This is a genomic window from Brassicibacter thermophilus (assembly GCF_055378355.1).
Window position 1 is genome coordinate 2100245 of record NZ_AP042446.1, and the last position, 14682, is coordinate 2114926.

Here is a 14682-nt window from a genome sequence, read left to right on the forward strand (position 1 = left end):
TCCAATCCAATTATTTACCTAATTCTATAATGCTTTGCCACATTCAATTATATTATATCAAATAATTAATTTAGGTATTAGCTTGAATCTAAAATTCATCTACAATTTCATTAAAACTCATATTTTGCTTAATATATTTTTTTATACAATATTTTTACCATATTGTACTAAATTTTATAATTTTATGGTATAATATAATTAATTTATTTATCCTAATATGAAAATTTGGAGAGATTTGTGTGAAAATTAAAATTATTTTACTATTATTATCAATCTTAATGCTATTTACTTTATTTGGATGTAATAGTGCTAATGATGACTCTGTTAAATCACTAAATAATGATTTGGACAAAAACTCAATAGATAAAAATGGTGAAAAAAAAGAAAAAATGTCAAAAGAAGAAGCATATGAATTACTATGGAAATATTTGGATTGGGATGATTCAGAAAAGCAAACATTTAAGTACATAGGAGATAACTGCTTTGGAAGCTATATCTATATGAAAACAAATGAAACCACTGGTTCACCAATTCCTTATGCTGTAGACCCTTATACAGGAAATGTTTATGATGATATTGGTCATTCGTTAATAACTAATTTATTTATGGACAAGGACAAAATAGAAATATTAAGTGAAGATGAAATATTAAGGCTGCTATCAGAAAAAATAATTACTGACAAACCTGAAAATAGCTATTTAGTAACTGGTGGTTACCACAAAGGATATGTTATAGTAATACTTGCTATACAAAAAGAAAATCAAACACGTTGTGAGATTTTAAGAGAATTTAAAATTGATTCGATTACTGGTGATGTTTAGAATTTTATTTCTGGTGACCCGTGGGATATTAATATTAGTCCTGATGATTACAAAACTAAAGAATACCTAGGTAATTTAAGAGAATAATTTTTAATCTTATATTAGGCTTAGCTGGTATCCATTGTTGTTCAGGTAAATATATAGAATCACGTACTACGATTATATAACTATTTGTATCATCTTCCTCCAACCAGTTGCAATACACATCATCTATATTATTTCCTCTACACTCATCTGTTTCCCCCGATTCTTTATTAGGGTCTAGTTCGCATGTATATTTAAATTTCCCTGGAGTATTTGAAGTTACAGTAAATACAACTGCACTTATTTCATAGGTTGTATCAGTTTGTCATATAGATTAGCTTCATATTGTAGATTTGAAATTTTTACTGTAATAGAAGTAGCATTAATATCTGAAATTAATAATCTTGAATTACCTCCTCCACTTTGATTATTTTCTTCATTACACTGGCAGCTACTTTGGCATTCTTCTTGACATCCCTCAGTAGAACATTGACAAATGCTCTCACATGTAGTCTGACATCCTTCATAACTGCATTGGCAAGATTTTTGGCATGTGCTTTGGCAACTCTTTTCACACGTACTTCGACAACTTTCTTCACAAGCATCTTGGCAATTAACATAACATGGATCAATCATTATTTCTTTTCCATTATTTAAATAATTATCTTTTCCCATATTATACAATTAACCTCCTTTTAATATTTTTTCGGAAATATTCCTGTTTTTTCTTCATATCCATTTATACAAACCATCTTTAAAACATATTTTTGTAAATTCGTTAGCTTGTCCATTAAACTATAAGTAAATTTTCAAATCTATATCCCTTACATATGAGTCATTTAAAATTTCTTCTTTTAATGGAATTTCCATTTTATTAATAATATCTTGCTTTTTACTTAATTTAATATATTTATTTTTTATTACTGCTACCATATATGGACTAATTTCCTTATCTGTTTTTAATTTTTTCTCAATTGGAATAAAATCAATAGACTCAATAAGTGCTATTATTAAATCCGTATCAGCTCCGTCATAATTTAATTTATTGCCATATTTTTTTATTAGTGAATTAAATCGTAATATAATTTCTAACAATGCCTCTTTATCACCACGTTTAGCTTTTTGAAAGATAAAGTGAAAATCATTATCCATTAAAACACCTCCATCCTAAAAACCTTTTTACTATATAAAAAGAATTAAGGAAGCTTTGATATATTAATTAAAAAAATACCGATGATTCTAAAATATTATCCCAATATGACGTTCAGAAGCACTTGTGATCATGATAATGTAAAGAAAAAAATGTAACATTTTCACCTTTCCATGAAATGTTTCATAAAATTAAACGTATTAATTATGCAAAAAAGAATGGATATTTTAGAAATGAAAATGCAAATCTATTAGGTTTTGGAAGATGTGGTATTGGTGCCAACAAATTCGCAAATGTCGGTACTGATGGAACACTATATAGCTGCCAAGAAATAGTGGGAAACAAGTCAAAAAGTGGAATGTTCATTATTGGAGATATCTACAAAGGAGAAGACAACAAGGCACGTTTAAACCTAATACACAAATTTGATCCAAGAAAAGTTGAATGCAGCGATGGAATAGAAGTGTGTAAACAATGTAAATTTAATCCTATATGTGATGGTGCATGTTTAATAAATAATTATTTAGTTACCGGAAACTTAAATATTATGCCTTCAATACTCTGCTATTATTATAGTCTTCTCTTAGATGAAACTATTAGAGTTGATAATATATTAAAAAACTATAAAATAAACATATTAAATAATAAACGAAAAAAGCTGTAAGCAATTCTGTGCTTTTAACTCTCAATAAGATCAACTCTTTTCTGACAAAAAATATTTAATTGGGCTAAAATAACGATTTAATAATACTACTTTATAGTATACAAAATTATATAAGATAATATACATAAAACCCCAGTTTGCATACCTTTGATTCACTTCTTCGTAACATTTTGGCTTACTAAGTAAAGCACTTTTGCCAAAAAGAACGATTTTTTCACTTAATATTCAAAAGTGACAGGTTAACCTGTCACTTTTGTTTTGCCACATAATTAATTACATTCTCGTAATTATCTAAAATATTATATCAAAAGATTGATCGGGGTATTAATCTAAATCTAAAATTTCTCTACTATTTCTTCAAAATCCATATTTTGTTTAATGTATTCCCCAATATTTATTTTATTAACAACAGCTTTTTTTGCTTTTGACATCTTTGATATATCACCAGTTAAAATTGCTCCACTTACTTTGTTATCTTTAACAAATAATTTATGATATGATTCGCCTTTCTTATATTCAATAACTTCATCAAAGTCTTTTACGTCTCCAGCAGAAAACATTGATATATCGCCTATTCTAAGCGTAGTAAATGGCTTAGGAAGAGAATACTTAACATTTTCTCCTACCATATTTTGTCCTGCAACTTTTCCTTGTTCATTAGCAATAGTCCAAAGACCAATAACCATACCTTCTATCTCTGCCACATCTCCAGCTACATAAATATTATCAATATTTGTCCTTAAATATTCGTCAGCAATAATTCCTCTATTATATTTTATTTTTGTATCTACTGCTAAATCTATATTAGGTCTAACTCCAGCAGAAATTAATATAGCATCGGTTTTAATTTTATTACCATTATTAGTCAATATACCATCTGCTCTCACTTCTCCTGTTATTTCCTTTACAGCAGTATTTAAGTATAAATTAAGACCTGCACTATCAAGCTTTTTAGCCAATTGTTCAGATATTTCTTCATCTAATTGTCTAGGTAATAAATAAGGGCTAAACTCAACAACATTAACTTCTTTGCCTAATTCTTTTATTGCCCAAGCAGCTTCTAATCCTAATAATCCTCCACCAATTACAGTAATATTATCACATAAAGAAAAATATTTTTTTATGTGCCTTAAATCTTTTAATGTCCTAAGTGCAAAAACACCATCTTTGTACTTACCAGCTATTGGTGGTATAAAAGGTCTACTTCCGCTTGCTATAAGTAGTTTATCATAGTATATTTCATTACCATCATCTAATCTTACAAAGTTATTTTCTATATTTATACTTTCAGCTATCTTTCCCAATATCAAATTAATATTATTTTTTCTATACCAATCTTCTTTATAAATAGAGGAAATTGCATAATTCATCTTTTTCACAGTAGAAAAAAAGAGCATAGAGCGATAGCTCATTGAAAATGAGATTTTAAATTTGATATTTATTTTAGAATAATGCAAAGAACCTCCTAAATAAAGGTAATTTTATGCCGTTAGGCAGCTTTATTAACAACTTTACTTGAATTTAATGATATTGTTCCAGCTATAAGTGCTATGCAATTTAATAATGAGTGAACCTTGGCTTTTTTAATACCTTTAGACCTTATGTTATCTAAATTTAGATATTCTTTAAGTCTACTATTACATCTTTCAACTGATGTCCTTTTATCATATAACTTTTTCCAACTAGTAGAAGACCTTAAAGGATATCCATAATGCCTTGGATTTTCTTTATAATTGACTTTAAAAGTATATCCGTAGGTAGAAGAAGAACACCAATTCATTCCATAAGGACAATTACACTTACCTAAAGCGTGAGGGCAACGGAATTTAAGATATTTTCCATCTTTGCCCCAATATACTAATTTATATCCTGCGGAGCAGATAGGATTAAAATCTTCATCTAATCCAGCAGGTGGGGCATAGCTTCGTCTAGGATTGTAAGCTATTATTGGAATACCATTAAATTCGTTTATTATATCTTTATAAACATACTCAAAGTCATACCCAGAATCCATAGCATAATATTTAGGCTTAAAAATATCTTTATAATTATTAAAAAATTGCTTTATTAAAGGTATAGCTACAGTGCCATCATAAGTGCTTGCTGGGGTTAATAAAATATCTAATGGTAGTTCACTTTTAGAATCACATAATATATGAAGCTTCCAACCAAACCATTTTACGGTGTTACCATTAGTATCTTTTTTTATCCCCCAGTTAGGGTTATAGTCATCATCTACGATATATTTTTTACGCTTAGCAGATTCATAAGAACTTAATTTTGTTGAATCAATAGAGACATGTTCTCCATCAATTATATTAAGTTCTTTTGCTTTAACAACTAAGGTATGAAACAATTGTTCAAGTTCATCAGTTTGAGTTAATTTATCTAAAAATCTGCTAAAAGTAGATTCAGATGGTACTTTGCCAAGGACACTAAAACCACAACAGAATCTTAAAACAGGATTTTGCTTAAGATTAAGAACTAAATCTTTTATAGTTTGAATTTTTTCTACTTGCATAGCAATCAAAGCATAAATTAAAGTTTCAGGATCATAGCCCTTCGGGCCTTTAGAATTATGAGATTTTCTTAGTTTGCAAGCTAAATTAGAAATGTCAATCTGAGATAAAATCATCTCTAATTTAGTTTCTTGTTGAAATTCCATAATTTCCTCAAAGGAAATCAAGCTCATTTGTCGAATATACATTTAAGAAGTTTCACTCCCTTCGGGTATAGAGTTTGCTTACTTAATATATTCGACATTTAGGGGTGAAACTCCTTTTTGCGTTCAGTGAAATTTAGAAAAATCAACAATTTAAAATTATGCAATTTCCTCAATAAACAAATCCTCGTCTTCAAACTCTTTACTTATATAGTGTGATAATTTTAATCTATAGTAAGTTGGATATGGTTCTTTAGTTACTATCGTTATTTCACCATCAATATCCTTATTCCTTATCTCCTTAGCTGCTGATAATCCAGCAATCCCATTACCTATAATTAAATATTTCATTTTTTTACCCCCATTTAAATTATTTCTTCTGTTTAATTTATTACCCAATATTATGTTTAGTAATCGAAGAATTTTTACAATTAAAGAAATTATATAATAAAATAGGTCAGGTCATAAAATATTGTATCTTTAGATACTATATATTATAACCTGACCCTTTTACTATTATATTACGACTTATTTTGGACTTTTTTCCTTATAAATTCAACTAAAAGTCCAAAATACCGGAGTAAAAAATTTATAACTTGCTAAATTTTGACCTTGTAGTAATTATGCTATTTCCTTATTTTTTCATAAATTCTTATATACTAATGTGCCATTATTTCAGTCCAAATTTTATCATATTCCTTTATAAATTCTCCAGGATCATTAAATATTTCACAGTTTTGTATAATTTCATCACTAGGATATGCAACTTCATTATTTAATATTTCTTCATCTAAAAGTTTCATAGTCTCTTTATTTGTTGTAGAATATCCAATGTAATTGGTATTTTTTAATCCAATATCAGGTCTACACATAAAATTAATAAATAGCTCTGCTTCTTTAATATGCTCACTTGTTTTGGGTATAACCATATTGTCAAACCAAAGGTTGCTTCCTTCCTTAGGAACTACATACTTTAGGTTTGGGTTTTCCTCCATCATCGCAACAGCGTCGCCTGACCATACTACGGACAGTGCTGCTTCTTCACTGACCATCATAGCTTTTCCTTCATCTCCAACGTATGATAAGACTAAAGGCTTTTGTTTTATTAATTCTTTTTTAGCTTCTTCTAACTCACTTACATTATTTGTATTCAACGAATAACCTAATTTTTTTAATGCCACAGCAATAGAATCCCTTTGACTATTTAACATCAAAATTTGTCCCTTATATTTTTCATTCCATAAAATATCCCAGCTATCAACTACATCGTCAACCATCTTTGTATTATATAATATTCCTAATGTTCCCCACATATATGGAACAGAATATTCATTGTTTGGATCAAAGTCTAAATTTTTAAATCTATCATCTATGTTCTTATAGTTTGGAATATTATTCATATCTATTTTATTAAGCATATCTTCTTTAATCATCTTTTCTATCATATAGTCTGAAGGAAATGCTACATCATAATTAGTACCTCCTGATTTTATCTTCCAATACATATCTTCATTAGTAGCAAAAGTTTCATAATTTATTTTAATATTATATTCTTTTTCAAATTCATCTAAAACTGATTCATCAATATAATCTCCCCAGTTATAAACATTTAAAACCACTTTTTCTTCACCACAAGCTGTAATTGAAAATGCAATCATTAAAACTAAAACTAAAGCAATAGATCTTTTAACATTTTTTTTCATTACACTTCACCCTTTCTTTTTATTTCTTTTTTAGTTCTCTTATTTATTATAATTAAAAGAACCATCACACTTAAAAACATCAATGTTGATAAAGCATTTATTTTAGGGTTAATCCCTCTTCTAGCCATTGAATATACAGTTATAGAAAGATTGGTCACTCCCGAACCAGTTGTAAAAAAGCTAATTACGAAATCATCTATAGAAAGTGTAAAAGCCATCAATGCACCAGTAATAATACCTGGCATAATCTCAGGTATTATTACTTTTTTTAATGCATAAAAGGGAGTTGCTCCTAAGTCCATAGCCGCCTCAGCTAAATGTTTATTAAGCTGTTTTAGTTTTGGCAAAACTGCCAACACCACATAAGGCACACTAAATGTAATATGAGATAATAGCATTGATAAAAAACCTAACTTTAATTTTATAAATATAAACAATGTCATCAGTGAAATTCCAGTAACAATATCCGGATTTAGTACAGGTAAATAATTTATATTCATAATTATTCTTTTATTAAAATGGTCCATATTATGAATTCCAATAGCAGCAATAGTACCTAATACTGTTGAAATACTTGATGATAAAATAGCAATTGCCAACGTATAATATAATGATTTTAATATTTGCCTATCCTTTAATAATTCAACATACCATTTTAATGTAAATCCATTCCATGATCCTTTGATTTTTGAATCATTAAACGAAAAAATTATCAATATAACAATGGGAGCATATAAGAATAAATATATTAATACGGAATAAGTCCTCGTTAAGGTTTTTTTTACCACAAACCTCCCCCCTCATTTCCTTTATCATATCTTGCCGCTAAAGCCATAGCAATAAGAATGAATATCATCATTATAATTGATATTGCTGAACCAAAATGCCAGTCTCCAGCCCATAAGAATTGTTGTTCAACTAAATTACCAATAAGCCAATACTGTCCTCCCCCTAAAAGTCTGGATATTACAAAAGTACTTACTGCAGGCATAAAAACCATAGTAATACCTGATATTACTCCTGGGAGACTTAAAGGAAAAATTATTTTATAGAAAATCATGTATTTACTTGCACCAAGGTCTTCTGCAGCTTCAAGAATATTTTTATCTATCTTACTCAATACTGAATATATTGGTAAAACCATAAAAGGCAGAAAGTTATATACCATACCTAACATTACCGCACCGTCATTATATAATAAGTTTAGTGTAGGTAAACCTAAAAACAATAAAAATTTATTTATTATTCCGTTTTTACCTAAAATCGTCATCCACGCATATGTTCTGAGTAAAAAATTCATCCACATAGGTAATACAAATAACAACACCATAAAATTTCTTCTTTTTATATCTGCCTTTGATATGATATATGCCATAGGATATCCTAAAATTAAACATATAACAGTAGATATTAATGCTAAATTTATTGACCTTATAAGCACTTTAATATAAATAGGGTCTAAAAATCTTTTATAATTTTCTAAAGAAAACTTTAATGATTTAACATTGTGAACATCCCCTACAGTTAAGCTAAAAAATAAAACAAGTAGTAAAGGAATTACAATAAATCCAATCATCCAAATCACATAAGGATATGAAATCCATTTTGTCTTCATGCCCTCACCTCTTCATTATATGGATATTTTCAGGATCAATAACCATACCAACATTACTATTAACAGGTTTCATAACTGTACTGTGAACCTTCCATAAATCATTATTTTGCTTTATTATCATTTCATAATGAACGCCTTTAAAGGTAACTGAAACAATACTGCCTTTTAATTGCCCGTCTTCTTCGCTTACTAAATTAATATCCTCTGGCCTAATAACAACATCAACTTCTTCATTTGCATCAAATCCCTTGTCAACACAATCAAATCTTACTCCTGAAAATTCAACTTCATAGTCCCTCAGCATTGTTCCCTTAATAATATTGCTCTCTCCTATAAAATTAGCCACAAAAGCATTCTTTGGCTCGTTATAGATATCTACTGGAGTTCCAATTTGTTGAATTTCTCCTTTATCCATTACAACTATTGTATCTGACATAGTAAGTGCTTCTTCTTGGTCATGTGTAACATAAACAAAAGTTATACCTACTCTTTTCTGCATATTCTTCAGTTCTATTTGCATCTCTTTTCTAAGCTTAAGATCTAAAGCACCAAGTGGTTCGTCAAGCAACAATACCTTAGGTTCATTTACAAGAGCTCTAGCAATAGCAATTCTCTGCTGCTGACCACCACTTAAAGAATTAATATCTCTATTTTCAAACCCTTCAAGATTAACCAGTTTGAGCATATTTCTAACTCTTTTATCAATTTCTTTTTTATTTATCTTTTTTACTTTTAGTCCAAAAGCAATATTTTCATACACGTTCATATGAGGGAATAAGGCATATTTTTGAAAAACAGTATTTAAATGTCTTTTATAAGGGGGCAAATAATTTATTTTTTTGCCCTCAAATATAATATCACCAGTAGTAGGCTGTTCAAATCCTCCAATTATTCTTAAAGTTGTAGTTTTCCCACAGCCACTTGGTCCAAGCAATGTTAAAAATTCATTTTTTCTAATGTATAAATTAATATCTTTAAGCACTTTTACTCCATTATACTCCTTAGAAATGTTTTTTAAATCAATAATAATATTGCTCATTTCATCTCTCCCTCTAAATAATTAAATAAATTATTGCAAAATTATCTTAATTTATGTTAATTAAATGAAATTTTGCAATCACTTAATAATTAAAAACTAGGTGGGGTACTGACCCATAAAACCTTTGCCTTAGATTTCCCTGCGTTAATAATATAATGATTAGAATTTGGTTTAAAATAGAAACTTTCTCCTTTTTTGACCTTGTACTTTTCACTTCCTAAATAAATATATACACTACCAGATATTACAAATCCAAATTCTTCACCTTCATGGGGACAGTCCTCCTTAGACCTCCCACCAGCTCCTAATTCTAACAGTATAGGCTCCATCATATTCTTCTGTGCATTTGGCACTATCCAACTTAGGTTATAATTTAATTCTTCATTTTCCATTGTAAAAGCATCATCTTTAGTGAAAACAACTTTCTCCTGCTCTATTTCATTAAAAAAGTCTTTCAGACTTGTTCCTAAAACTTCTAAAATATCTACAAGAGTTGCTATAGAAGGTGAGGTCAAATCTCTTTCTAACTGAGATATAAAGCCTTTTGTCAATTCGCACCGATTAGCTAGTTCCTCTTGAGTAAGATCATTCCTTACTCTTAACCTTCTAATCTTTTCACCAATTTTCACAAAAACCCTCCTAACAGAATACTTGATATTTATTAACATAAAGTTTATATTTACTAAACACACTATCTAATTATAATAAATTTTTTTATTAAAAGTCAATAGTTTAATGAACACAAAAAAACAGGTGTAAAACATCAACTTTTAATTTTTTACACCCGTTTTTCAACAATATTTACTTGTTCATATTTTCAAGCTTTTTTTTCATACATTTTTTACAATAACCATAGATTTCAAACTTATGGTTCTCAGGGAAAAAATCATTTTCATAGAATATTTTTTTATCCATTTCCTTATATGGGCAAACTTCTATAGGCTTTACTTTACCACATTTCAAGCAAATTAAATGATGATGCCCTCCTAAATCATCTAGCTCATATGTGTTTACTCCATTATCCATATTAACCCTTCTTAATATACCAATACTCAATAAAAAATCTATATTTCTATATACAGTAGAAAAATTAATTTTTATATTTTTTTTTAATAATTTTTTAAAAACTTGAGAAGGGTCTAATAAATAATCTTTATTTTCATAAAAAATCAAAATAATATCCTTTCTCTGTTGAGTAAGTTTATGACCTTTTTCTTTTACTTTTTCATATATCTCATATAATTGGTCCATAAATGCCAACTCCTATTAAATATATCAAAATAATATATAATCATTTTATATATATAATACTACAATACAATAATTATTTCTACATTTTCTCAAGTTTATCACTTTAAGAAATTTATTGTTCATACAAAAAAACTGGGCTACTTATAAAATTAGCCCAGTTTACTAATTCAAATTATTGTCCTTACGTTAACATGTCTCACAAGCTTTTTCTTTCTTCTGCTCTTGCAATTCTTTCCAAAGTTTATCAGCAACAGGTGCCCATTTTTTAGATGCTTCTTCTGTTTTAGCTGTCAATTCATCAACAGACTCTTCATCTATTGGCTGCGTTGATTTTGCATTTGCGTTATGAACCATCTCTCTTAACTTTTCTGGATTATCCAATAGTGGACAAGGTCTCAAATGGTTTTCGTTAAAAGGTTGATGTGATCTATATTGTCTAAATAAAGGTGACTTTAATGCTTCTAATAGACTAACATCATTAATATTAACATTTGAATAATGTATAAATGCACAAGGCTCCACATCTCCACTAGCATTTATGTGTAAATAATTTCTTCCACCTGCAATACATCCACCAACATAATCACCATCATTCCAAAAATCTAGTATAAATATTGGTTTTTCTGTTCTCATCTTTCTAACTCTATGGAACATATATTCTCTCTGCTCAGGTGTTGCTAATAAATCCATAACTGCATCTTTACCAATTGGAATATATGTAAAGTACCAACCAAATTTACATCCCTTCTCAACCATCTTATCAACATATTCATCAGAACCTACAGATTCAGTATTGTACTTATGGTAACAAGTTGAAAACCCAAATACAACTCCTTCTTTTTGTAATAAATCCATAGCTTTCATTACTTTTTGATAAGTACCCTTGCCTCTTCTCATATCAGTTTCTTCTTCATTTCCTTCAATGCTAATTGCTAATCCAAAATTACCCAACTCACCTAATTTCTTAGCAAATTCTTCATCTACTAATGTAGCATTAGTAAAAGATAAAAAGGCACAGTCATCATGTTTTTCTGCTAATTTAATTAAATCATCCTTTCTTACAAGAGGCTCGCCTCCAGAATATATGTACATATATATTCCTAGTTCTTTACCTTCTTGTATAATCCTATCTAATGTTTCTGTACTTAATGAATCAGTTTTTTCATACTCTGCTGCCCAGCAACCTTTACATTTTAAGTTACAAGCAGATGTTGGGTCCATTAATACTGCCCAAGGTATATTACAATCATATTTTTCCTGAAGTTTTGCTTTTTTAGGCATTCCTACCATTCCAGAATTAACCATATAATTTATTAAGAATTTTTTTCTAGTGTTTGGCGATAATTCGTTAAAATATCTCTCGATAAGCTTATACCAGTTGCTATCTGGGTTTTTCATGATATTTCTAAAAGTTTGTACATGCCTCTTATGTTCATCTAAAGTAACGATTTTATCTGCCCAATCAATTAGTTTATTCATATTTTTCATTGGATCTTTTTCAATATACTTGAGTCCCTCGTTAATTAGAGCAGTACTAATTAGTTGTTTTACACTTGCCAAAGTAACCTCCCCCTTAAATGGATTAATAATAAGTTATATTTATTACATAAAGGCGATAGTTAAAATAGCCTTTATTATCAATACTAAGCTCTTAACCCTTCAATCAATATATTTAATGAATTTAACTGTTTTTGAATATTAACTTCTTTGTTTGAAGAAGATTGAAGAAGAAAAGACTGAATTATTGAAAATAAAGTGTCAGACATAGTTTCTGTATCTAAAGGTTTAATTTCTTTAGCTTCTATTGCCTCATTTAGTAAGTCTCTTAAGCGTTGTTTAATCTGCATTATATGATTGTATATTTTTTTCATTTTTTCATTATTTTCTCTCTTCATAATAACCCATATTTCTATCAAAACAACTATCATATTATTATTTTGGTACTCAATAGCAAGTTCTGAAATAATCTTCTTTATCTTATCTATAAAGCTTAAATTATCATCCTGTACTATAATCTGTATTCTATTTATAAGCTGATCTATAGTACGATTTATGGCATAGTAAAATATTTCATCTTTGTTTTTAAAATATTGATATAAAGTAGTTCTTCCCATTCCACATTTACTAGATATATCAGAAAGTTTGGTGTTATAATATCCTCTGTTAATAAAAACCTTCATAGCCTTATCTAATATTTCTTCTTTTTTTTTCTCATAGTTAACAATTTTGGGCAATCCTTATTCCTCCTAAAATATACATTTTTTCATCGACATATCAGTCTTTATCGACGCATTCGTCAATATAATTTTAACATAATTACACATATTGTCAACATGTTTTTAATAAAATTAATTAAATTACGTAATAAAATATTATGTTAAGTTTGTAACTTACAAAATTTTAATCTTAAAGTAATTACCAATTTACTCATTATAAGTTATAAGAAAAATAAACTTTCGCTTTTCGAATATTTAATTACTTTTTAGTATGAAACATTAGAATAGTATTTAAATAAATCGTGATGAAAGTTTACTTTTCAAAATATATTAATTATAGTATTAAATTGTTTCCCCATATAAAAATAATTCTAAACATTAATAATCTTCATGTCCTCAATTGCAGCTTTTATCAAAGCATCTACATCTAATTTTTTTTCTGAATTCTCAATGTCTTCTAATTTTGGTCTAGTAACAGGGTGCTTAGGCAAAAATACGGTACAGCAATCTTCATAAGGTAGTATTGATGTCTCATATGTCTCAATATCTTTTGCAATTTCAGTAATTTCAACCTTATCCATTCCTATCAATGGTCTAAAAACTGGAATATTTACCGAAGAATTAGTAGCATTTATTCCCATGATCGTCTGGCTAGCAACTTGACCTAGACTCTCTCCAGTAATTAATGCATCTATCCCATTATCTTTTGCTATCTTTTCAGCTATTCTCATCATAAATCTTCTAGAAATAATAGTCATTTCATCTTCAGGACAATTTTCATTTATTGATTTTTGTATATTTAAAAGATTTACACTATATATCTTAATTTGACCACAGTACCTTGACAATATTTTGGCTATTTCCTTAACTTTTTCTTCAGATCTTTGGCTAGTAAAAGGATAACTATGAAAATGTACAGCTTCTAAAGAAACACCTCTTTTTGCCATTAAAAAACCTGCAACAGGACTATCAATTCCGCCTGATAACAATAGTAGACCTTTACCATTTGTTCCTATAGGAAGTCCCCCATAAGCCTTAATCTTCTCTGTATATATATAACACATATCACGAATATCAACATAAATATACAAATCTGGATTATGAACATCAACTTTAATGTCTGGTACTCCTTTTAAAATCTCTCCACCGAGTTTGCGAGCCAAATCCATAGATTTTAAAGGAAATTTTTTATCTGCTCTCTTTGCTTTTACTTTAAAAGTCTTAATATCTCTATCCATCATTGCTTTATTTACAGCAAATATGGAAGTATTTATTATGGTATCTATATCTTTTTCTACTCTATAGCATGGGCTTATATTAACTAATCCGAAAACCTTTTTTAATCTATTTATAACTATTCCTGTACTTACTTCATCTACTACTACATATATTTTACCTTGTTCTTTATAAATATCCTTATAATCAATGCCTTGAATAGCCTTTTCAACTTGTCTAAATAATACCCTCTCAAAATAGGCTCTGTTTAATCCTTTAAGAACTATTTCTCCAAAGCTAGCACTTACAACCATTTCCATAT

17 protein-coding genes are annotated in these 14682 nt (G+C 28.5%); 2 read left to right on the forward strand and 15 right to left on the reverse strand.

Translation table 11 applies throughout. The annotated features are described in order from the left end of the window. Positions 1 to 239: 239 nt before the first annotated feature. A complete protein-coding gene (locus ACZ41D_RS10025; protein ID WP_464151300.1) occupies positions 240 to 821 on the forward strand; it encodes a hypothetical protein in 582 nt (193 codons plus the stop codon). A 55-nt stretch (positions 822 to 876) separates the two neighbouring features. Here the strand turns inward: ACZ41D_RS10025 and ACZ41D_RS10030 are convergent, their stop codons facing one another. From ACZ41D_RS10030 to ACZ41D_RS10040, 3 genes are all read right to left on the reverse strand, one after another. Continuing rightward, complete coding sequence (locus ACZ41D_RS10030; RefSeq protein ID WP_464151301.1) at positions 877 to 1026, reverse strand: hypothetical protein; 150 nt, start codon at positions 1024 to 1026, stop codon at positions 877 to 879. 119 nt (positions 1027 to 1145) lie between these two features. Continuing rightward, positions 1146 to 1520: a hypothetical protein gene (locus ACZ41D_RS10035; protein WP_464151302.1), complete on the reverse strand. Its 375-nt coding sequence runs from the start codon at positions 1518 to 1520 to the stop codon at positions 1146 to 1148. A 120-nt stretch (positions 1521 to 1640) separates the two neighbouring features. Continuing rightward, positions 1641 to 1997 carry a hypothetical protein gene (locus ACZ41D_RS10040; RefSeq protein ID WP_464151303.1) on the reverse strand — a complete coding sequence of 119 codons (357 nt, stop codon included), beginning with the start codon at positions 1995 to 1997 and terminating at the stop codon, positions 1641 to 1643. 176 nt (positions 1998 to 2173) lie between these two features. Here ACZ41D_RS10040 and ACZ41D_RS10045 point away from each other — a divergent pair, with 176 nt between their 5' ends. Further along, positions 2174 to 2659, forward strand: coding sequence for an SPASM domain-containing protein (locus tag ACZ41D_RS10045; protein ID WP_464151304.1), 486 nt, complete (start codon positions 2174 to 2176; stop codon positions 2657 to 2659). Positions 2660 to 2994: 335 nt separating this feature from the next. On the opposite strand, the gene ACZ41D_RS10050 is transcribed toward ACZ41D_RS10045, so the two are convergent. From ACZ41D_RS10050 to thiI, 12 genes are all read right to left on the reverse strand, one after another. Further along, on the reverse strand, positions 2995 to 4029 hold the full coding sequence (locus tag ACZ41D_RS10050) for an NAD(P)/FAD-dependent oxidoreductase (protein WP_464153136.1): 1035 nt from the start codon (positions 4027 to 4029) through the stop codon (positions 2995 to 2997). A 119-nt stretch (positions 4030 to 4148) separates the two neighbouring features. Continuing rightward, a complete protein-coding gene (locus ACZ41D_RS10055; RefSeq protein WP_464150977.1) occupies positions 4149 to 5351 on the reverse strand; it encodes a transposase in 1203 nt (400 codons plus the stop codon). Between the two features lie 129 nt (positions 5352 to 5480). Then, complete coding sequence (locus tag ACZ41D_RS10060; RefSeq protein ID WP_464151305.1) at positions 5481 to 5672, reverse strand: FAD-dependent oxidoreductase; 192 nt, start codon at positions 5670 to 5672, stop codon at positions 5481 to 5483. A gap of 308 nt (positions 5673 to 5980) precedes the next feature. After that, positions 5981 to 7024 (reverse strand): ABC transporter substrate-binding protein, encoded by a 1044-nt coding sequence (locus ACZ41D_RS10065; RefSeq protein ID WP_464151306.1) that lies wholly within the window; start codon positions 7022 to 7024, stop codon positions 5981 to 5983. After that, positions 7024 to 7812: an ABC transporter permease gene (locus ACZ41D_RS10070; protein WP_464151307.1), complete on the reverse strand. Its 789-nt coding sequence runs from the start codon at positions 7810 to 7812 to the stop codon at positions 7024 to 7026. The genes ACZ41D_RS10065 and ACZ41D_RS10070 overlap by 1 nt, the downstream gene beginning before the upstream one ends. Beyond that, complete coding sequence (locus ACZ41D_RS10075) at positions 7806 to 8639, reverse strand: ABC transporter permease (RefSeq protein WP_464151308.1); 834 nt, start codon at positions 8637 to 8639, stop codon at positions 7806 to 7808. Before ACZ41D_RS10075 ends, ACZ41D_RS10070 begins: the two co-directional genes overlap by 7 nt. A gap of 4 nt (positions 8640 to 8643) precedes the next feature. Then, entirely contained in the window at positions 8644 to 9678 is a 1035-nt protein-coding gene (gene potA, locus ACZ41D_RS10080; protein WP_464151309.1) for a spermidine/putrescine ABC transporter ATP-binding protein, read from the reverse strand. An 89-nt stretch (positions 9679 to 9767) separates the two neighbouring features. Further along, a complete protein-coding gene (locus ACZ41D_RS10085) occupies positions 9768 to 10307 on the reverse strand; it encodes a cupin domain-containing protein (RefSeq protein WP_464151310.1) in 540 nt (179 codons plus the stop codon). 172 nt (positions 10308 to 10479) lie between these two features. Beyond that, positions 10480 to 10929, reverse strand: a complete 450-nt coding sequence (locus ACZ41D_RS10090) for a Fur family transcriptional regulator (protein ID WP_464151311.1) — start codon at positions 10927 to 10929, stop codon at positions 10480 to 10482. A 186-nt stretch (positions 10930 to 11115) separates the two neighbouring features. Then, the gene (locus tag ACZ41D_RS10095; protein ID WP_464151312.1) at positions 11116 to 12489 is read right to left on the reverse strand and encodes a radical SAM/SPASM domain-containing protein; all 1374 of its coding nucleotides are present in this window, start codon (positions 12487 to 12489) and stop codon (positions 11116 to 11118) included. A gap of 83 nt (positions 12490 to 12572) precedes the next feature. Then, a complete protein-coding gene (locus ACZ41D_RS10100; RefSeq protein WP_464151313.1) occupies positions 12573 to 13163 on the reverse strand; it encodes a TetR/AcrR family transcriptional regulator in 591 nt (196 codons plus the stop codon). 353 nt (positions 13164 to 13516) lie between these two features. Next, positions 13517 to 14680, reverse strand: a complete 1164-nt coding sequence (gene thiI, locus ACZ41D_RS10105; RefSeq protein WP_464151314.1) for a tRNA uracil 4-sulfurtransferase ThiI — start codon at positions 14678 to 14680, stop codon at positions 13517 to 13519. Positions 14681 to 14682 lie beyond the last annotated feature (2 nt).

Excerpts from the sequence above, each read along its gene's own strand:
- ACZ41D_RS10035 (WP_464151302.1), bottom strand. The coding sequence starts at position 1,520 with ATGGGAAAAGATAATTATTTAAATAATGGAAAAGAAATAATGATTGAT.
- ACZ41D_RS10040 (WP_464151303.1), bottom strand. The coding sequence starts at position 1,997 with ATGGATAATGATTTTCACTTTATCTTTCAAAAAGCTAAACGTGGTGAT.
- ACZ41D_RS10045 (WP_464151304.1), top strand. The coding sequence starts at position 2,174 with ATGTTTCATAAAATTAAACGTATTAATTATGCAAAAAAGAATGGATAT.
- ACZ41D_RS10050 (WP_464153136.1), bottom strand. The coding sequence starts at position 4,029 with ATGAATTATGCAATTTCCTCTATTTATAAAGAAGATTGGTATAGAAAA.
- ACZ41D_RS10055 (WP_464150977.1), bottom strand. The coding sequence starts at position 5,351 with ATGAGCTTGATTTCCTTTGAGGAAATTATGGAATTTCAACAAGAAACT.
- ACZ41D_RS10060 (WP_464151305.1), bottom strand. The coding sequence starts at position 5,672 with ATGAAATATTTAATTATAGGTAATGGGATTGCTGGATTATCAGCAGCT.
- ACZ41D_RS10065 (WP_464151306.1), bottom strand. The coding sequence starts at position 7,024 with ATGAAAAAAAATGTTAAAAGATCTATTGCTTTAGTTTTAGTTTTAATG.
- ACZ41D_RS10075 (WP_464151308.1), bottom strand. The coding sequence starts at position 8,639 with ATGAAGACAAAATGGATTTCATATCCTTATGTGATTTGGATGATTGGA.
- potA (WP_464151309.1), bottom strand. The coding sequence starts at position 9,678 with ATGAGCAATATTATTATTGATTTAAAAAACATTTCTAAGGAGTATAAT.
- ACZ41D_RS10090 (WP_464151311.1), bottom strand. The coding sequence starts at position 10,929 with ATGGACCAATTATATGAGATATATGAAAAAGTAAAAGAAAAAGGTCAT.
- thiI (WP_464151314.1), bottom strand. The coding sequence starts at position 14,680 with ATGGAAATGGTTGTAAGTGCTAGCTTTGGAGAAATAGTTCTTAAAGGA.